Raw genomic sequence first — 20,040 nt, 5'->3', positions numbered from 1 at the left:
GCGTCCGCCACCGCCGCTCTATCGGACATCGGCGGGTGCCACGAGAGCCGCTCTGCACGTTGGTGAACTTTTCAGCTGGTCAGCGTAGGCGGCAAGCCGTATCGTTCGCGTTCTTCAGCGCTCAGTGCACGAGGCTCACTGCCTTCAGCCGAAACCTGCGCGGGGCTATTGCAGACGTCCCAGCTCATGATCGTGCCGTCGTCGTACGTGACGATGAGGGCGTCTTGCCACGACAGACTGCGCACTACTCCGCGAGGTAGGTCAAGTACGCCGAGAGGCCGTCCCTCTTGAGCGCGCCAGATGTAGAGCATGCGGTCATCGCTGATGGTCGCGAGGCGGTGCCCGTCGGTTCCCCAGGTGAGGTGTTTGACGTTGCCCGTGTGGCCAAGACAGCGTGAGGTGACTTGCTTCTGCGCTACGGCCCAGATCTCGACGTGGTTGCCGACGGCGGCGGCGAGTCTTGTGGAGTCATCCGACCAGGCCAGAGCTGCTATCTCGTCGGGCCCTTCGGTTCGCCATTGGCGGACGAGGGTGTAGTCGTCTCCTCGCCATATGCTCACGTTGTGTTCGCGGGCGACTGCAGCTATGAGGCTTGAGTCCGGGGACCAGGCAATCGTCCCGGTGCTGTCTTCGCCTCCATCGAGAACTGCTAGGCGCTGCGGTTTGGCCACGTTCCAGACCGAGAGGGTGGGTGCGGTTCTATCGAAGAAGCAATGTGTATGGACAGCCAGCCGTGAGCCGTCGCCGGACCAGGCGAGTCCGTAAACCCATGGAAGCGGCGTCGATGTCGGTTTGCGTTTCGGGATTCGTCGCGGGTGAGCGCCCCACTGCACCCGGAGCCTACCGGATCGCGCGTCCCACAGGGTGACCTGTTCCTGTCTGGCGGTTGCGACCAGGTCGCCTAGTGGTGAGAACGCAATTGACAGGCAATCGTCGTCTCCGAGTCGCAGCGGCGGTGCCATCTTGTCCGCTTCGATGATCTCCGGCGTCCTCCCGATCCTTTTTACAGCGGCTTGTCTGAGGTCTGGAGACCAGGAGATTCTCTGCAGGCTTCCGGTAGGCAGGCGACGGAAGCTTCGGCCGGTAACGTCCCAAATCTCGACGTCGTGAAGTGAGGTTCCTAAGCCTATTCGTTTGCCATCGGAGGACCATGCGATCACGCTGATTTGGTGGGGACGTGCCCGCCGCTCAACTGTGCGGCCGGTGCCGACGTCGATCAGCGCCACGCGGTCACGGTGGCGTGTTCGACGCACGGAGCAAGCAATGACGTCCTCGACGGGTGACCATGCCATGGTTTCGGTCATGCCGGGTGGTGCGCTTTCGGCGGCTTGGCCGGTGTCGGTGTCGTAGATCCACAGCGTGCGGGCCTTCGGGGCGAGGAAGTCGGTGCGACGCATTGTGAATGCCGGATCGGCTGAGACGGCGAGCCGGATTCCGTCAGGTGCCCAGCACAACACCGGGCGCGCCCACGCTACCTGTTGTCGCAGGACCTCGGGCGTGTGCTCGCCGATGCTGACGACGAGCAGCAGGTCGTTGGATGCGATGGCCAGCCGGTCACCCTGGGGAGACCATGCTGTGGCGCGAACGTGTGTGGCCGCGATGCTGGTGACAAACTGCGGGACGTCATCGTTCAAGCGGTAGACGTCGACGGTTCGGTAATCGAACTGTCCTGCAAAGCAGACATCGCCGTGCCACGAGAATGAGTCAAACGATGCTGGAGGACTCCCCCTCCGGGTGCCCAGGTTGCGGCCGTCTGCGACGCGCCACAGCATGGCGCCTCGATCGTGCTCGGTGAGGGCGAGGGCCCCGCTGGCACTCAAAATGGTTTGCCCCCTCCCTCCCGGTTCAGCGGCAAAGGCAACCTCGGCAAGGCGACCGGCGTCGTCCCAGGTGCAGACGCGCCCCATCTTGTCGGCGGTGCGCAGGCCCTGGCGGTCGGGCAACCAGACTGCGGAGGTGATGCCGGTGGTGTGCCCGACGGTGAGGTGCCGTGTTCGCGAGGTGGCAGTCAGGGCCCAGCGCGTCATCGTCGCTGCCGGGGTGGGTGGCAACTCGTGTAGCGCGGTGTGGGCCAGTGCCACGGCCAGTTCAGGGTCCTGCCGGCGCACCTGTTGTGCCAACTCGGCGATCCGCTCGGACTGTCGGATGCGGTCCTGGTGATCGAACTCTTGGGAGGAGTCGAGCAGGCGTCGGGCTGCAGTGGAGAGGGGTGCCTCGGCTGCGAGCGCGAGGGCATCGGCGAGCGTTCGGCCGCGCAAGAGGTCGTCTGTGTGTGGGTCCGCTTGCCATGCTGCCGCGCGGTGCTCGAGCCTGGTGATGCGGTGCAGTCGCTCCTCGTTGGCGCTGATCAGTGAGGCGAGTCGTCGCCACTGGCGGAACAGGGCGTCGTGGGTCAATTCAAGGCAGGTGCCGTCCTCGACATCGGTGATCAGACGGGCTGCCCTGAACTCCTCAAGAATGCGAGCTGCGGTGGTGTCGAGGTCAGATCGTCGGATCGTCCTTCGTACGGTTTCCTTACCTTCCATAGCGATGCCGCGCAGCAGAGCAGAGTCGACGGCGTGCTGGGGGTACCGCTGGGTGAGGTTGTCGTAAATCTGCTCGGCGTGAGCTGCGATGGCACCACCCACCTCCCCCGCCTGTTCGTACTGGGCCACCGTGATGTGTTGGCGATCGGACTGCAGGTGCAGACGTTGCAGCAGGTGGCTGAGCAGGGGAAGCGCATCACCGACCGTGGCGTCGGCGGTCATGCGGTCGATGAGGTCGTCCTCGAACGTGAGTCCGGCAGCCCGGGCAGGCCCCACGATGGCCTGTCGGATGCGGGCCGGATCCAGCAGACCGATGGCCACAGGTCGGGTGATGAAGCCGGCCTGCTGATCGGTGAGCCGGCGGCGGAACTCGGGCCGGATCGCCATCAGCAGGCGCAGTTCCGGCAGCACGGTCAGCGTTCGGGTCAGCAGGCTCCACCATTGGGCCCGGTCGTGCTCGCCGGTCATCGTGTACAGGTCTTCGGCTTGATCGACAACGAGCAGTACAGGGCCGTGTGCGGCGGCGAGGAAGCTTGGCACAACCTGGAGTGGGGCTTCCGGGGAGACGGCTTCTTCGCGCAGCAGTCGCGCCGTCTCCAGCACAGCCTTTGGGCCATCCGCTAGAGCCGCTGTGAGGCTCATAAACGGGTCGGCGGCCGGACGTAGCGGACCCACCACGGTCCAACGCCGTGGTAGTCGAGCGAGGACACCCGCGCGGATCAGCGAGGACTTGCCCACTCCCGACGGGCCGACGATGGTAACGATCCGGGTTGCCGGCGCCGGCCCGGAGCGCTCTAGTCGGTTCAGTACGTCCCTTGCTTCGCGGTCGCGGCCATAAAAGACACTCGAACGCTCCACCGTGAACGGGGCGAGGCCAGGGTATGGGCTTTCCGCGCCGCGCCACGTGACCGCGGTGCGGCGATGGACGAAGAAACGCCAGCTGAGCCACAGGACGACGCAGAGTGGGAGCCACAGGTAGGCGTAGTCAAGGACAAACCGCCACGGCCCACGCCAGCTGTCCGTTCGCGCCGTGACGATGTTGATAGCCAGACCGACGGCAATCGTGCCCAGCAGGGCACCGGACTCGCGACGGTACTCCCTTAGTGCCCGCCCCACATGGTCATCGCACTACGAGAAGGCACTGCTCGCCAGCGCGTGGCGGATAGCCGACAGAGACACCAACCATGGACGGGACTGGACTCACACCCTTGACGTAGCTAAGCCCGGATCTCGATCAGTGGCACCGCGAAACCGATGGATTGCACTGCGACGTGCTGCTCTCCCTGTGGCTGACCGAGACACCCACCGTCGCAGCCTCCTCATGTCGTGAAGAGGTGCCATGGCTTGCCGAGGGCAACGCGACGGAAGGCGTCGATCTCGCGTAGGTGGGCGTCGTGCACGTACGGGACGAGAGCGGTCTCGGCGGCGTGCAGGCAGGCGCGGTAGCCGATCTCGCGCAGCGGGTGTCCGTCGGGCGGTGCGGGGCTCTCGGGGTCCCAGCCGACGATGGCGCAGATGCTCTGTGCGGTGCGCCGGGCGTGGGGACGGGCGATGGCCCAGGCCGGCTCGGGGTACATACCGCGCAGGCTCCACAGGTCGCTGCGGTCAGGGATGGTGGGAATCTGCTCGTGGTCGGTGGTGGTTCCGGCCAGCTTGTCGAGCCGGTTGCGTAGGCTCTCGCGGCGCCCGGCGATCGCGATGTTGTCCGTCAGGGCCGACTCGGTGAGCCACGAGACCGCGTCATTGTGCTCGGACGGGCCGAGCCCGGCGGCGGCGACGGCCTGCGCCGCGGCGGCGTCGAAGTCCTGCCAGAACTCGTGCGAGCCGACGCCACACGGCCACCAGTCGAGGTAACTGTCCTGGTCGGTGATCGGCTGCCGCCCACTGATGAGCGCGGCTACTTCAGGGAAGCCGGTCGAGGTGTACCAGTCGGCCAGCTCGACGCGGCCAAGCCAGTCAGTCAATCGCCACCACGCGTCCCGCTTTGGGCGGGCGCACGCCGCCGCGAGGGTCAGCTGCAGCACCACGGGACGCAAATCGTCTGCGACCGTGTCGTACAGGTCCGCACCCCAAGCCTCGAGGACCGGCGAGTGGTGCAGGTCGCCGGAGTGCACGCCGACGGGCAGGCTCAGCGCCTCGGCGTAGGCGGCCACGAAAGGATGGGCATCACCGAGTGTCTCGTCGTCGTCGAGCACGACCAGCCGGCCGGTGAGAGTGCGATGGATCGGCACGTTGAGCTTGCCGTTCTTCGCCCAGTTGTAGGCGGTACGGCGCGGCACGCCGTTCTGGTCGGCCCATTGGGACAGCGGGATCGGAGTCATGAACTGACAATGGCACAGATGGCACAGTGCCATCCAGGAAAGCCGTGCCATTTGTGCCATCCGCAGCAATGGGCAAATCCGACAGCCAACGCCGCAGGTGCGGTTCCCGGCGGCGCCCGCCAGCGACGCGGGGTCGCCGACGCGGCCAACCTCATCCCTGGTGTACGTCTTGCCGCCTTCGCGTCACCACCGCGACCGCCTTCGACGGCATCTGGACCGCAGCCGAGAACATGGCCGGTCGGGCGCCCCCGGGGCGTGCCGGCCTTCGGACCGTCCTCACCACCGGCACCAAGGTCTGGGCAATCTAGCCGCGGTCGTCCATTCCCTCACCCCGCTCCGGGTGGACCCGGATGACCATCGACCTGACGCTGCCGCTGGCTACCGCCGCGCTCCCGGTAGGAGCCTGATCGAACTCGCCCAGCCCGATCCTGACGGCTACAGGCGCCTGCGCTTGCCCGAGCACGACGACGCGTCGCGCCTATCCGGGTAGCGGCATGACCAGCACTTGCAGAGTGAGCGTGTCGGCGGGGAACCGCGCCAACCAACGGCTCCTTACCGCCTTGACCTGAGCACACTCCCCTGCCAGGTGACATAGAACCTTGTCGACCGCAGCGCAGAACCGCGGAGCACTCCGCGGTGAACAGAGTGGTCTCCAGGAGGCGTCCGAGTCCACGCAGTACCCACAACCAAGCCGCGCCGCCCAGCAGCGCTAGCCGGCCTGAAGGCCCTGAGGGGCATGGCCGACGCATAGATGTCACGCCTGTCCCTGCTCAACAAGCGGCCGATGCCTGACGGTGTCGGCCGCTTCTTCATGCCGGCCGGAGCAACCGGCACACGAATCAACTTCGGAGGACCTCCCCATGGCAACCCACCCATCCAACACAGCGAGCGCCTCTAACACGAGGCCCTGCCACCGACGGATGTCGCCGCCGGGTCAGCCACCGGACGGAGGCGAATGACTCTGCCGTCCAAGAGCGCCGTCCGCGTCATCCTCACCAACCCCCGCTACACAGGGCGGCAGGTGTGGAACAAGCAACGCACCGACGAGGTGCTACTCGACGTCGACGACGTGGCAATGGGCCACACCGGCGTCATGCGCTGGAACGCCCGCGACAAGTGGGTGGTTTCCAAGGACATCACCCATGAGCCACTCATCGACGACGCGACCTTCGAGCAGGCCCAAGCGATACTGCAACGACGCGGACGGGGAACCGGCGGACAACACGTCCGGCAGCGCACCCGCAACCCGTACGTCTTCCGGGGCATGATCTACTGCGCCGCCTGCGACCGACGCATGCAGGGCCAGTACAACCACGGCGACGCCTACTACCGCTGCCGCTTCCCGCAGGAGTACGCCCTCGCCAACCAAGTTGAGCATCCCAGCAACGTGTACCTGCGCGAGGACGCCCTCACCGACCCGATCGACACCTGGCTGGCCTCCGCCTTCGCACCCCACCACATCGAAACAACGATCACCGCGATGACCGAAGCCCAGCCCTTAGATCATTCGCCCACAGCGGGCACAGCAGCTCAGACGATCATCACCGAGTGCGACGCCAAGCTGGAGCGCTATCGGGCCGCCCTCGACGCTGGAGCCGACCCGGCGGTGGTCACCGGCTGGATCGCGCAGACCCAGGCCGAACGCGCCCGTGCGGAGGCAGACCTCCCCGCGAACACGGGCACCCCCGCGCGCAGGATGAGCCGAGCAGAAATCACCACCCTGGTGGATGCGCTCGGCGACATCACCGCCGTGCTCCGCGACGCCGATCCCGCCGACAAAGCCGAGGTCTACCGGCAACTCGGTCTCCGGCTGAACTACCAGCCCGAAACGCAAACGGTGCGCGCTGCAATCGATCTCAGCGCGCACCGTGGGGTAATGGTTCGTGTCCGAGGGGGGACTTGAACCCCCACACCCTATACGGGTACTAGCACCTCAAGCTAGCGCGTCTGCCATTCCGCCACCCGGACCTACTCGTTCAGCCTACCTCGCCGACCAGATGATCTTTCATCCGGTGGTCAGCACAGCGGGCCGCACGGGGAGTTACTGTACACGCCGCTCGTGGATCATGCACATCGCCTTCCGGCGCCTCTCCCCTAGCGCTTCCGCCGCTGCTCAAGCCGCCTCAAAACGCCCGCATCGACACACCGTCGGGGTGTGTCCGGGTAGCGTCCGGCGGCCCTGTGACGGCAGCATTGCCACGTGTCCCATCCCTCCCCCCTGGCAGCCGCCCAGCACCGAGCCCTCGCCCTGCGCGCCACGGGCGACCTCAGCGCCGCCCGGCAACTGCTCGCGGAGGCCGTCGAATCCGCTCCCCCGCCGTACGGTGACGACCATCCCGAGGTGCTGCACACCGCGCACCTGCTGGCACGACTGCACCGGGAGGGGGACGACCCGCTCGCCGCCCGCCGGGTGTTGGAGGAGGCGTTCGCGGCGGGCGAGCGGCGCTGGGAGCACTCCGACCCGCTGATGCTCGCCCTCGCCTTCGAACTCGCCGAGGTGGCGGAGGAACTCGGCAACCGGCACGAGGCCCGCCGCAACTACACCCGCGTCGCCACTGCCGGGCCCGCCGCGCTGGGGGAGAACCACCCGGCGGTACGCGCAGCCCGCGACTACCTCCGCCCACCCCCGTCATCGCCGGGCGGGCAGCACCCAACGCCATCGCCCGGCCCGGCCCTGGTCGGCCCGGTGACCGAGTCGGGTGCCCGGTCGGCGCTTGCCGGCCCGACCCTGTCGCTGGCGACCCTCGCCGCGATGCGGCCCTCCGCCAGTGGTCCGCCGCCCGCCGTCTCACAGTGGGCGCCGCAACCGCCGGCCGCACCCCAACAAACCCCTCCAGCGGTACGCGCACCCGTCACACCCACGTCGCCCCGCGACGCGCCGGCACCGGCCCCGGCCCCTCGGACGACGCCCGTCCAGTCGGCAGCTTCCTCGATCGCACCGGCGCAGCCCGGCCCGCCGACGGCCGCGCCTAGACCTGCGACGCCGCCCCGCCCGCGCGCCGAGGCGCCATCGCCGGCGAATGCGATGCCACCCCGTCAACGCCTCGACGAGCAAGCGTCCGGACCATCCCGGCCGGCGGTGCGTCCGATGCCCCGGCCGGGGGCTGAAGGCCCGCCGACGACGCCGAGCGGGCGGCGGTCACCAGACCGACCGCCGTCCGGGCCGGCCGTGGCACCACGTCAGCGGGTCGGTGGCCACGCCACCCCGCCGGTGGTCGACGTGCCGCCGCCACCGTCGACCCCAACCGCCCCGGCGTCGACCGCCCCGCCGGCGACACCGGCAGTGCCGGCACCTCGTTGGGACAACCCCACGATCCAGGTACGGCAGATCGAGCCGCTGCTCGCCGAGGAGGCCGCCCGAGCCGCCGCCCGGCCAACCGCGCCGAGCGAATCGCACAATGTGTCCGGCACCGAGGCGACATCATCGGGCAGGCCCTCACCGACCGTTGGCCACCCGGGGCCCGCGTACCCGGTAAGCGGGCCGCCGGCCCAGCCCATCAGCGCACCGCCGGTGACCCCGCCTCCGATCTCCGCGCCACCCGGGCACACCTACCCGGTCTCCGCACCCCCCAGCTACGCCCAACCCGTGTCCGCCCCACCCGGGCACAGCTACCCCGTGTCCGCACCGCCCGGCTACGGCCAACCTGTGTCCGCACCACCCGGGCACACCTACCCGGTGTCCGCGCCACCCGGCTACGGCCAACCCGTGTCCGCACCACCCGGGCACACCTACCCGGTGTCCGCGCCGCCCGGTTTCGGGCCGCCTGTCTCCGGGCCGCCCTACGGACCACCCGTCTCCGCGCCTCCGGTGAGCGCGCCACCCGTACCGCCCTGGGGGTTGACCGCACCGCCCTGGAGCAGCAGCGCCCCACCGCAGCCCCTGCCACCTCCGGGTGCCGACTCCCCCACCCAGACCACGACGCCGACCACCACGGCTACGCAGCCGACCACCACCGCCGGGCAGGCCCTGGCGGCTGGGCAGACCACGATGGACGCGGGTGGTACCGGCGCGGACAGCGACTCTGGTCTGGGCATCCTCGACGCCCCGGTGGTGCCGACTCAACGGGCGACGGGCGCGCTGTCCGACCAGACCGTGGTGTTGCCGTCCGTACCGGCGCAGGGCGGTCCCGCCGAGCCCAGCCTGGGCTGGCCCGCCTCCGCGCTGGCGAACCCCACCGCCGCACAGACGAACCCCACCGCCGCGCAGGCAAGCCCCACCGCCGCGCAAACGCACCTCGCGGCCGCCCAGGCGAACCCGAACATCGCTCAGGCAGGCCCCATTGCCGGGCAGCCGAACCCCGCTGCGCAGCCGGCCTGGCCCCCGTCCGTCAGCGCCGACCCGGCGCTGGCGCCGCCAGCCGCACCGCCACCGGCCCAGCAGTACCACCACCAGCCGGCCCAGGCGTCGTACCCGACCCAGGACCAGCACCAGGCGCCGTACCCGGGTCAGCAGTATCACCCGGCGCCGGACGCGTACCGGCCGGCGTACGCCGATGACGGTGGGTCGACGGGCCGCAACCGGGCGGCGCTGATCGGCGCGGTCGTGGCGGCCGGGGTGGCAGTCGTGGCGGTGGCGGGCCTGGGTGCGGTGATGCTGACCCGCGACGACCCGCCGCCGCCCGTGACCGCGCCGACGGTGGCGGCACCGACGGCTGCCGGGCTTCCGCCGGGTGACCTGAAGTTGCGCGACGATTCGGCCACGATCACGTTGACCTGGACGGACCCGACCGGCGGCGCGGTGCCGTTCATGGTTGCCGCGGGCAGGGCCGGGCAGGCTCTGGGCGTGATCGCCACCGTGGACCCGGGCCGGACCAGTTACACGGTCAACGGGTTGAACTCCCGAGTGGATCATTGTTTCACCGTGTTGGCTGTCTACTCCACTGACAGCTTTGCGACTTCCGGGCAGGTTTGCACCGCGCGGGAGCGCGAAACCCCGTCGAGTGGGGAGCCCTCCGGCCGGGCGTCGCCGCGCTGAGAGCCGAGCCGAACCGCGCGGAGTCGAGCGGGAACCGGGCTGAGCTGGACGTCCACAACGCACACTCTCGGTATCCACAGGGGTGACGGTGCGGGTTCCCCCGCCACCACCAGCGCCATATGATGGCACCCGGCTCAGGGGAGGGGTCGCCGGAAGGCGCTCCACCTGCCACGACTCAGGGGAGGCAGCCGGCTGTGGCCAGCATCGACGACGCCGTACAGACCGAGGCCCCCCGCTCCCGGTCCCGGCTGCGCGGCGGGCTGGTGACCGTCGGCACGGTGGCCGCGCTGTTGGCGGCCATGGGGTTGACCGTCCTCGGGTTGGGCGCGGCGGACAACGCGGTGGCCAACTACGACGCGAGTTCCTGGCTGTGGAGCGCGGCGCGCAGCGAGCTGGCCCGGGTCAACGGGGTCACCGCCCGGGTGGACACCCGCACCGAGATCCCCGGGGCCCGGCAGCATCCGATGCAGATCACCCAGACCGACCGGCTGCTGATCCTGCGGGACCTGCAGACCGGGCAGGTCAGCTCCCTGGATCTGGCCACCCTCCAGCTCAGCGCGACCACCCGGACGACCCCCGGCCTGGGCGTCAGTGTCGCCCTGCACGAGGACGCGGCGTTCGTCGTCGACGCCGTGCAGGGCATCGTCCGGCAGCTCGACCCGCGTTCGCTGACCCCGGTCGGCGAACCGGTGCGCTATCCGCCGGGCATCACCGGCGGCACCTTCGACGGCAAGGGTCGACTTTGGATCGCGGTGCCCAGCCAGGGCACCGTCTCTGCGATCACCGCCGCCAAGCTGCCGTCCGCGCCGGCGTCGGCCGCGCCCGCGGGCGCTGGGCTCAGCCCGCAGCGGGTCGAGTCGTACGACGTCGCCGACGCCAGCCACGAGCTGGTCGTCTCCACCCTAGACGACGGGGTGGCCGTGCTCGACCGGACGGCCGGAAAACTGGTGCGGGTGCAGCACGGCGAGGTGCACCCGACGGCGCTGACCCTGTCCGGCCCGGCGGCGCTGCCCGCGCGCACCAGCGGCCCCCGGGTGCCGGTCACGGTGACCGCCGACCGGCGGGTGCTGCTGGTGGGTGACGGTGGGCAGGAGAGCGGGTTCACCGTGCCGGGTGAGGGGGACCGGCTCAGCCCGGCGGTGGCCTGGGCGAACCGGTTCTACTGCGCCGACGAGGCCACCGGCACCATCTACTCCTTCGACGCGGCGGGTCAACTGGTCGAGACCATCCGCGGGCGCGCCAACGGGCCGCTGGAGCTGGAGGTCCGGGAGAACCACCTGTTCATCAACTCCCCCGACTCGGCGACCGCCCGGGTGGTGGACGACAAGCACCAGGTGCGCGAGGTCAACAAGTACGCCAACGACGTGCTCGGCGGCGACCCGCCGCCGGTTCCCCCGCCGCCGCCTCCGCCGAAGAAGCCGCGGGTGGGCAAGCCGAGCGCGCCGCGCAGCGTCACCGCCGCCGCCGGTAACGCCCAGGCGCGGGTGAGTTGGCGCCCGGCCGCCGCCAACGGCGCCGAGATCATCAAGTACGTGGTGCAGGGCGCCGGGCAGCGCCTGGAGGTGGGCGCGAACCAGCGTGCGGTGGAGGTCAAGGGTCTGACCAACGGCGAGACGTACCGGTTCGCGGTGCATGCCGTCAACGCCAAGGGCGACGGCCCGCCGCGCAACAGCAACCCGGTGACCCCGACCGCCGCGGTGCCCGACCCGCCGGCGAGCGTCACCGCGCAGGAACGGCCGGACGGCACGGTCCTCGTGAAGTGGCCGGCGGCGAACGGGCAGGGCAACACCATCGCGAGGTACGCGGTGACGGCCAGCTCGGCGGGCACGAACGCGCCGGCCGGCGAGTCGACAAAGACGGAGCTGGTGGTGCCCGCCGGTGAGCTGGAGTTCGGCACCCAGTACGCGTTCACGGTGGTGGCGGTCAACAGCAAGGGCGCCGGGTCGGCGGCGTCCCCGGTCAGCAACACCGTGGTGCCCTTCGCGGCGCCCGGTCGGCCGCTCAACCTGCGCGCCGGCACTGTCGCCAACCAGCCGGGCGCGGTGACGGTGCAGTGGGCGCCGGCCGAGGCCAACGGTCGGCCGGTCACGAAGTACCTGGTGGACGTCGGTGGGCGGGTCAGCGAGGTGACCGACACCCGTACGACCGTCACCGGGCTGGGCAACGGCCAGAACGTCACGGTGAAGGTGAAGGCGGTCAACGAGGCGGGGCCGGGCCCGGAGGCCACCGCCACCGCCCGCACGGTGGCCGAGCCACGGGTCACTGTGACCGGCTCGTCGTCGACGGCCACCGGGGCGACTGTCACGTTCACAGTGGACGCCGGTGGTGGTCAGGCCACCTGCACGCTGACCACGACGGGTGAGCCGGCGAAGGCTGGGGCGTGCTCCAGCATCACGATGACGGGTCTGACGCCGGGCACCAACTACACGTTCACGGTGACGGCGAGCAACGCCGCCGGCAAGGGCACCGCGAAGAAGACGCAGGCAACCCAGGCGCAGTACGGGATCGCGACCTGCCGCAACGGCGCGTCCGGGCCCGAGTCGACCTACTGTGACCGGGACAGGGAAGGCCGCAACGGCAACGAGATCTTCTCGGTCGCCCGGCAGGACAACGACAAGCAGGTGGGTTGGGCAAAGCCTGGCAACCGGCTGCAGGCGTACTGCAAGAAGTCGGGCGAAGAGGTCTACGCCTACATCTACAACAACGAGAAGCGCAGCACCTGGTGGGTGCAGGTCAACTATGAGGGGAAGAACTACATCCCCTGGGCCTGGCTCAACCTGGAGGGCGGCGACAACATCAACGTCCTGCCCACCTGCTGAGGACACCAGGCGAGGAGCACCACCGACCGTGAACACCCACGAGCCGCTCACCCAGCCGGAGGTGCAGGGCTTCGCCGCCCTGGCCGCCCGGCTGGCCGAGAACGTCAACGCGGTGGTGCTCGGCAAGCCGCAGGTGGTGCGGCTGGCACTGACCGCGCTCTTCGCCCAGGGTCACGTGCTGCTGGAGGACGTGCCCGGGGTCGGTAAGACGACCCTGGCGCGGGCCATCGCCGCCACGGTGAAGGGTGAGTGGCGGCGCATCCAGTTCACGCCCGACCTGCTCCCCTCCGACGTGTCCGGGGTGACGATCTTCAACCAGGCGACCCGGGAATTCGAGTTTCATCCGGGGCCCGTCTTCGCCAACATCGTCATCGCCGACGAGATCAACCGGGCGTCGCCGAAGACCCAGTCGGCGCTGCTGGAGGTGATGGAGGAACGGACTGTCACTGTGGACGGGGTCCGGCACCCGGTGCCGTCGCCGTTCCTGGTGGTCGCCACCCAGAACCCGGTGGAGATGGACGGCACCTACCGTCTGCCCGAGGCGCAGTTGGACCGCTTCCTGGTGAAGCTCTCCGTCGGGTACCCGGACGAGGCAGTCGAGGTCGAGGTGCTGCGCGGCGCGACAGTGCGGTCCCCCGAGGCGCTCGCCCCGGTCACCGACACCGCCACGGTCGGCGAGATGGTCCGGATGGCCCGCCGGGTGCACATCGCCGAGCCGCTCTACGCGTACGCGGTCCGGTTGGCCGCGGCCACCCGCACCCACCCGCAGGTGCGCGTCGGGGTCAGCCCCCGGGGCGTGATCGCGTTGACCCGCGCGGCGTGCTCGTACGCGCTGATCGACGGGCGGGGCTGGATCATGCCGGAGGATCTGAAGGCGCTCGTCGAGGCGGTGTTCGCGCACCGGCTGCTGCTCACCCCGGACGCCCAGGTGCGCGGGATGACCCCCGCGGAGGTGCTGCGCCAGGCCGTCGCCTCGGTGCCGGTGCCGCTGCCGTCGGGGCAACCCGCTCCGGTGCAGGGCTGACCGGCAGCAGCGCGATGGGGATCACCGCCCGTGGGGTCGGGCTGCTCGTCGCCGCCGTGGTGCTGCTGGGGGTGGGTTTCCGGTTCGCGTACCCCGAGTTGACGTTGCTCGGCGCGGCGGCCGGCGCGGCCGTCGGCTACGCCGCGCTGGTCGCGGCCTGGCGGCCCCGGCTGACGGTGACCCGCCGCGCGGACCCGGACCGGGTGGCGCGCGGCGAGCCGGCGAGCATGACGTTGACGGTGCGCAACACCGGGCGGCTGCGTTCGGCGAACCTGCTGGCCGAGGACCGGTGCGGGCAGCGGACCGTGCCGGTGCCGGTGCTGCGCCTGCGACCCGGCCGGGACACCGAGGTCCGCTACGACGTGCCGACCGACCGTCGTGGGGTGGTGCCGGTCGGTCCGCTGCGGGTGACCCGACGCGACCCGCTGGGGTTGGTGGCGCTGGCCCGCCCGTACGGTGCGGCGGTGCCGGTCTGGGTGCACCCCCGCATCCATCCGCTGACGGCGGTGCCCAGAGGCGCGGGGCGCAGCCTCGACGGCCGGGTGGACGGGGTCCCACACGGGTCGATCACGTTCGACTCGCTGCGGGAGTACGTGGTCGGCGACGAGCTGCGCCGGGTGCACTGGCGCACCAGCGCCCGGGTGGGTGAGCTGATGGTGCGGGAGAACGTGGACACCAGCCTGCCGCGCCTGGTCGTCCTGCTGGACAACCGTGCCGCCGCGCACCCGGAGCGGGTCGGCGGGGTGGCGGAGTCGTTCGAGTCGGCCTGTGAGGCGGCGGCGTCGGTCGTCACCGCCGCCCACCGCGCCGACCTGCCGGTGCTGTTGCTGGTGGCCGCCGCGGAACCGGCGGAGCCGACTAAGCCGGCGCAGCCGGCGAAGGTCACGACGCCCGACGGCGAGGCCGACGGCCCTCTCGGGCCGCTGGACCGGCTCGCCGCCGTCGACCTGTCCGACGACGGTGACGCGGTGCGGGCGGCCACCACCCGGCTGCGGCAGGACCGGCTCGGCGACACGTTGATCTTCCTGACCGGGCCGGGTGGCCGGGAAGAGTTGGGGCACGTCGGAGCGCTGCGCGGGGCGTACCCGTCGGTGATGGTCGGGGTGTTCGGCGCGGCCGAGCCGACGCCGCCGGGCACCGCCGGCCTGGTGATCGTCGACGCGGCCGACGGCGCGCAGTTCGCCGCCGAGTGGGACGGGGTCCGCCGGTGGTGACGGTCACCGTGCGGGTGCTGCGAGCGGCGGTAGTGCCGCTGGCGCTGATCGGGCTGACGGCGCTCGCCGGTGTGGTGCTCGGCCGGGTGTACGCCGGTGGCCTGCTCACCTGGCTGGTCGTCGGCGCGGCGGCGGGTTCGGTCCTGGTCAGCGTTGCCGCCCGGCGGCTGCCGTCCTGGCTGGTGGCGCCGGTGTCGGTGGCCGCGATGGCCGGCTGGACACTGTGGTCGCTGCGGCTGGCCGCCACCCGCGCCGAGTTGCCGGGCGATCTGCTGGAGGTCACCGCGGACGCCGCCCGCAACGGCATCCCCCGGCTGCTCACCGCGATGATCCCGGTGGAACCCACCCCGGACACGGTGCTGGTGCCGGTCGTCGCGGCCTGGCTGGCCGGGCTGACCGGCGCGGAGGTGGCGCTGCGCACCGGCCGGGTGCTGCTGGGTTACCTGCCGGCGGCGGGGCTCTACGCCGCCGCCCTCTACGTGGTCGGCCCGAACGCCGAACCGGCAGTGGGGTCGACAGTGGCGTTCGTCGCGGTCGCGGCCCTCGGCCTGGCCACCCCCACCCGGACCGCGCCCGGCGGCGGCGACCCGACCGCCGAGCTGACCCCCCGGGCACGCGCGGCGGTGCGACTGCGGCTGGCCACCAGCGCGGCGCTCGGGGTGGCAGTGGTGGTCGGCCTCGTCGCGTTGCTCGGCCCGGTCGTCGCGGAACAGGTCGACGGCCGGCCGGTGGACCCACGCCGGTACGTGGAGCCGCCGCAGGTGCAGACGCTCGACGAGAACCCGTTGATCCGGATCTCCGGCTGGGCGCTGCACCCGGAGCAGAAGCTCCTCGACGTGAGCACGCAACGCCTCGACGCACCGCCCGCCGCCGTACCGCCCGAGGCTGACCCGGCGGCGGACACCGCGCGCAGTGTGCGGATCCGGTTGGCGGTGCTCAGCGACTACGACGGGGTGACCTGGCGTGTCGGCGCGACGTACCGCAACGCCGGGCGGATCCTGCCGGCCGCCACCGCGGCCCGGGACAGCACGGTGCAGACGGTCCGGCAGCAGATCAGCGTGGCCGAGTTGAGCGGCCGGCTGCTGCCCGCCGTGGCGACGCCCCGGGAGGTCAGTGGGGCGCGCGTGGCGTACGACCCGGCGAGCGGGACGCTGATCCGGCCGGAAGGGCTGACGCCGGGGCTGCGGTACTCGGTGACCTCCGCCGAGGAACGCCCCGACTCGAACCTGTTGGCCAGCGCGAACGTGCCCGCCGGCGACGAGGTGGCCCGGGTGCTGCGGGTAGCGGACGGGGTGCCCGACCCGATGCGCCGGCTGGCCACCCAACTCGCCGAGGAGAACGGCGCGCCGTTCGCACGGGCGTCGGCGATCGAGCAGTTCCTGGCCGAGCACTACCGGGTGGTGGCGGACGCCCCGAGCGGGCACGCGTACCCGAATCTGGGTTTCTTCCTGTTCGGGCCCCGCAACGGCGGCGGGCAGGAGGGCACCTCGGAGCAGTTCGCGGCGGCCTTCGCGGTCCTCGGTCGGCTCTCCGGGCTGCCCACGCGAGTGGTGGTGGGCTTCCGGACCAGCGGGCAGGGGCCGGTGCTGGCCGGTGACGCGTACGCCTGGCCGGAGGTGCTCTTCGACGGGCTGGGATGGGTGGCGTTCGACCCGCTGCCTCGCCCCAACGACGAGCCGAGACCGGTGGAGGAGGATTTCCGCCCGACGCCGGAGGACCCGCCGCCGTCGGAGGCGCCGGCACCGACCGCGGAGCCGAGCGCCTCGCCGGAACCGGCGACCGCCGTCGACGCCCCGCCCGGCTCGGACGGGGTCTCCACACCGGTGCTGGTCGCCGGGGGCAGCGGCGGCCTGCTGCTGGTGGTGGGGGCGCTCCTGCTCACCCTGCTGGCGATGCGCCGCTCCCTCACCCGCAGCCGGCTCGTGCGCGGCGACCCCGGCCAGCGCATCGCCGGCGCCTGGCGGGAGGTCACCGACGCGCTCCGGCTGGCCGGGAGACCGGTCGGAGACGACCTGGCCGCCACCGAGATCGCCGGGCACGCCCGCCGGACCCTCGCCGACGCTCGGGCGGGCACGACCGGCGACGACACGACCGCCGTCCCGGACGCCGTCGCGCCCACCGGCGGCACGGCGGCGGCGGACGCGTCCGGCCCGGCGGTCGACGAGTTGGCGGCCCTGCTCAATCAGGTGGGCTTCGCCCCCGGCGCCGCGACGCCCGACCAGGCGGCTCGCGCCGCCGAGGTGGCCACCGCCTACGTGACCACCCTGCGCTCGGCCCGCCCCTGGTGGCGCCGCCTGCTCTGGTCCGTGCACCCCACTCCCCTGCGCCGCGCCCGCCGCCCCCCGCGCTGATCAAGGGCTTTGCGTCGCCTGCGGGTCCACTTCTGACGCAAACTTCTTGATCACGACGGCAGGGTCGGCGGCGGCAGGGTCACGGGCGGCAGGGTCGGCGGCGGCTGGCCCCGGGGGCGAAACACGCTGGCGGTTGGTGTGCGCGACGACGAGCATCAGAGCGTGGATCAGCATTCGAGCGACATCGTCGACTACTACACGCAGCGCTACCGCGAGGACCAGCGGCTCACCGCCCGCCCGCAGGCGCGACTGGAGTGGATCCGCACGACGCAGCTCCTGCGGGATCTCCTGCCCGGTCCGGGCGCCCGGGTGCTGGACATCGGTGGGGGCACCGGCGAGTACGCCCGCGCCCTCGTCGCCGCCGGCTACCAGGTCCGCCTCGTCGACCTGGTGCCCAGCCACGTCGCGCAGGCCCGCGACGGGCACCCTCCGGTCGCGGCGCAGGTGGGCGACGCGCGTGCGCTACCCGACGCCGCCGGCGGGTATGACGCCGCGCTGCTGCTGGGCCCGCTCTACCACCTGGTACGCCGCGCCGACCGCCTCCAGGCCCTCCGCGAGGCGGCCCGGGTCACCCGCCCCGGCGGTCTTGTCGTGGCCGCCGTCATCTCCCGCTTCGCCGGCCCGTTGGACTTCGCGGCCACCGGACGACTCGACGAGAGGCTGCTCGACGAGGCCAGGGCGCTGCTGAGCGACGGCGTCAACGATCCGCGGATCGGCTTCACCCACGCCTACTTCCACCGGGTCGAGGAGATCACCGACGAGTGCGCGGCCGCGGGGCTGACCGATGTCGTCGTACACGGCGTGGAGGGACCGGCCTGGACGGCGGCGGAGGCCGCGGCGAACGGGCCGGCGCCCGACGCGGTCTTCGCCGCGGCGTTGGACCTCGCCCGGCTCTACAGCAGCGAGCCGGCGCTGATCAGCTCCAGCGCCCATCTCCTGGCCGTCGGGCGCGTTCCGGAGCGGTAGCGGGTCAGGCGGTCAGCCGGCGGATGAGTTTGCGCATCCCGGCCTGCCAACCGTCCGGGTCCTCAGCGCGGCGGCGCGCGTAGTCGGCGACCTCGGGGTGCGGCAGGATCAGGAAGCGTTCCTCGGCCAGCCCGGCGATGGCCGCGTCGGCGACCTGGTCCGGGGTGAGCACCGCACCGGACGCGGCGACCACCCGGGCGCCCAGGTGACCGTCGGCGAGCCCGTCGGCGAGCATCGGGGTGTCCACCCCCTGCGGGCAGAGCGCGCTGACCCGGATGCCCCGGTCCCGGTAGGTGATGGCCAACCACTCGGCGAACCCCACCGAGGCGTGCTTCGTCGCGGTGTACGCGGCGTCGCCCACAGCGGTCAGCACACCGGCCGCGGAGCAGGTGTGCAGCAGGTGCCCGCCGCCCCGGGCGAGCATTCCGGGCAGCACCGCGCGGGCCGAGTAGACGTGGGCCAGCACGTTGACCCGCCAGGAGCGGTCCCAGCCGGCGTCGTCGACCTCCACTCCCCCGCCGGTGGTCACCCCCGCGTTGGCGCAGAACAGGTCGATCCGGCCGTACCGCTGCTCGGTCTCGGCGACCAGCGCGCGGACCTGCTCCTCGTCGGTGACGTCGAGCGCGCGGGCGTGCGCGACCGGGCCGATGCCCTCGGCCACCGCGCGGGCCGCGTCGGCGTCCAGGTCGGCGACCACCACGGCGGCGGCCCCCTCGGCGGCGAACCGGCGCGACAGCGCCGCGCCGATGCCGCCGGCTCCGCCGGTGACCACCACGATCCGGTCGGTGAGGTTCACGCGGACGCTCCTAGGGAGTCGGCGCCCAACTGGGCGATGAGGCTGAGCCACGCGGCCGCGCCGCCGGCGGCGAGCTCCGGGGTGGGCAGCAGCGCCATGATCGGTACGTCCACACCGGCGTCGGCGTAGCGGCGCACCTCGGCGCTGCACCGCTCCGGTGAGCCGTGCAGCACCAGCGCGTCGACCACGTCGTCGGGCACCGCCGCGCTGGCACCGCGCCGGTCACCGGCGGCCCAGGCCGCCCACATGGGCGCGAGCGTCTGGTCGCGGCCGAGCCAACGGTGGAACTCGGCGTACGCCGGGACTGTGAGGTAGCTGGTGATGAGCCGCCGGCCCAGCGCCCGGGCGTCCGTGGCGTCCTCGGTGGGGCAGACGAAGATTCGGGCGGCGACCTCGAAGCCGGTGCGGCGCTCGCCCAGCTCGGCGAGGGCGCGCGGCACGTCGTCGGCGCTGAGCCAGTTGAGGATGACCCCGTCGGCTTCCGCGCCGGCCAGCCGGAGCATCCCCGGGCGCAGCGCGGCGAGCAGGATCGGCGGCGGCACCTCGGGCGGCCGTTCCAGCGTGAACCGGCGGACGGTGAACGTGTCGTAGGCCTCGTCGACGGTCTCGCCGGCCAGCGCGGCGCGCAGGAAGCGCAGCACGTCGCGGGTGCGGCGGAACGGCTCCTCGAACGGCACCGCGTTCCAGTCCCGTACGAGCACTGGTGAGGACGCGCCGATGCCGAGCGAGAACCGGCCCGGCGCGGCCTCGGCCAGCGCCGCCGCGCTCATCGCCAGCAGCCCGGGGCCTCGGGTGAAGACCGGTGTGATCGCGGTGCCGAGCCGCAACCCCGGCTGCCAGGCGGCGGCGAGCGCCAGCGGGGTGAACGCGTCGGTCCCGGCGACCTCGGACGACCAGACGTCGGTGAACCCGGCCCGGTCGAGGGCCGCGTAGGCGGCGTCGTGCTGCGCCAGCGCGATTCCGCCCAGCGGCACCGTCATGCCCCATCGATTCGTCACCGGTCGATCGTGCCCGTTGACGCGGGCCCGAGCAAGATCCCCGGGTTGGGC

General features: G+C 71.9%; 10 protein-coding genes, 1 tRNA gene and 2 pseudogenes. 8 read left to right on the top strand and 5 right to left on the bottom strand.

The genetic code is table 11. The features are described from left to right. Positions 1-71 precede the first annotated feature (71 nt). Both OG598_RS04090 and OG598_RS04085 read right to left on the bottom strand, forming a co-directional pair. Positions 72-3,641, bottom strand: a complete 3,570-nt coding sequence (locus tag OG598_RS04090; RefSeq protein WP_328653073.1) for an nSTAND1 domain-containing NTPase — start codon at positions 3,639-3,641, stop codon at positions 72-74. Positions 3,642-3,844: 203 nt separating this feature from the next. Further along, complete coding sequence (locus OG598_RS04085) at positions 3,845-4,915, bottom strand: hypothetical protein (protein WP_328653072.1); 1,071 nt, start codon at positions 4,913-4,915, stop codon at positions 3,845-3,847. Between the two features lie 886 nt (positions 4,916-5,801). Between OG598_RS04085 and OG598_RS04080 the strand changes: the two genes are divergently transcribed. Then, entirely contained in the window at positions 5,802-6,749 is a 948-nt protein-coding gene (locus OG598_RS04080; RefSeq protein WP_328653071.1) for a recombinase family protein, read from the top strand. On the opposite strand, the gene OG598_RS04075 is transcribed toward OG598_RS04080, so the two are convergent. After that, positions 6,731-6,814, bottom strand: a tRNA-Leu gene (locus tag OG598_RS04075). The two genes, OG598_RS04080 and OG598_RS04075, sit on opposite strands and share 19 nt — an antisense overlap. 232 nt (positions 6,815-7,046) lie before the next feature. Here OG598_RS04075 and OG598_RS33515 point away from each other — a divergent pair. The 7 genes and pseudogenes from OG598_RS33515 to OG598_RS04045 form a co-directional block, all read left to right on the top strand. Further along, positions 7,047-7,220: pseudogene (locus tag OG598_RS33515) on the top strand (hypothetical protein); the annotation flags it as partial. 2,085 nt (positions 7,221-9,305) lie between these two features. Further along, positions 9,306-9,821: pseudogene (locus tag OG598_RS33510) on the top strand (fibronectin type III domain-containing protein); the annotation flags it as partial. Between the two features lie 194 nt (positions 9,822-10,015). Further along, the gene (locus tag OG598_RS04065; protein ID WP_328653069.1) at positions 10,016-12,640 is read left to right on the top strand and encodes a fibronectin type III domain-containing protein; all 2,625 of its coding nucleotides are present in this window, start codon (positions 10,016-10,018) and stop codon (positions 12,638-12,640) included. 28 nt (positions 12,641-12,668) lie between these two features. Beyond that, entirely contained in the window at positions 12,669-13,664 is a 996-nt protein-coding gene (locus tag OG598_RS04060; RefSeq protein ID WP_328653068.1) for an AAA family ATPase, read from the top strand. 14 nt (positions 13,665-13,678) lie between these two features. Next, positions 13,679-14,878 (top strand): DUF58 domain-containing protein, encoded by a 1,200-nt coding sequence (locus tag OG598_RS04055; protein WP_328653067.1) that lies wholly within the window; start codon positions 13,679-13,681, stop codon positions 14,876-14,878. Continuing rightward, a complete protein-coding gene (locus OG598_RS04050; protein WP_328653066.1) occupies positions 14,872-17,229 on the top strand; it encodes a transglutaminaseTgpA domain-containing protein in 2,358 nt (785 codons plus the stop codon). Before OG598_RS04055 ends, OG598_RS04050 begins: the two co-directional genes overlap by 7 nt. Before the next feature lie 162 nt (positions 17,230-17,391). Beyond that, complete coding sequence (locus OG598_RS04045) at positions 17,392-18,195, top strand: class I SAM-dependent methyltransferase (RefSeq protein ID WP_328653065.1); 804 nt, start codon at positions 17,392-17,394, stop codon at positions 18,193-18,195. A gap of 4 nt (positions 18,196-18,199) precedes the next feature. Here OG598_RS04045 and OG598_RS04040 read toward each other — a convergent pair whose 3' ends face one another. Together OG598_RS04040 and OG598_RS04035 are read right to left on the bottom strand one after the other, a co-directional pair. Then, positions 18,200-18,991 (bottom strand): SDR family oxidoreductase, encoded by a 792-nt coding sequence (locus OG598_RS04040; RefSeq protein WP_328653064.1) that lies wholly within the window; start codon positions 18,989-18,991, stop codon positions 18,200-18,202. Then, on the bottom strand, positions 18,988-19,971 hold the full coding sequence (locus OG598_RS04035) for an LLM class F420-dependent oxidoreductase (RefSeq protein WP_328655270.1): 984 nt from the start codon (positions 19,969-19,971) through the stop codon (positions 18,988-18,990). The genes OG598_RS04040 and OG598_RS04035 overlap by 4 nt, the downstream gene beginning before the upstream one ends. Positions 19,972-20,040 lie beyond the last annotated feature (69 nt).

This window comes from Micromonospora sp. NBC_00330, assembly GCF_036136635.1.
GTDB lineage: Bacteria > Actinomycetota > Actinomycetes > Mycobacteriales > Micromonosporaceae > Micromonospora > Micromonospora salmantinae.
This window is presented reverse-complemented; position numbering and strand designations above follow the sequence as displayed.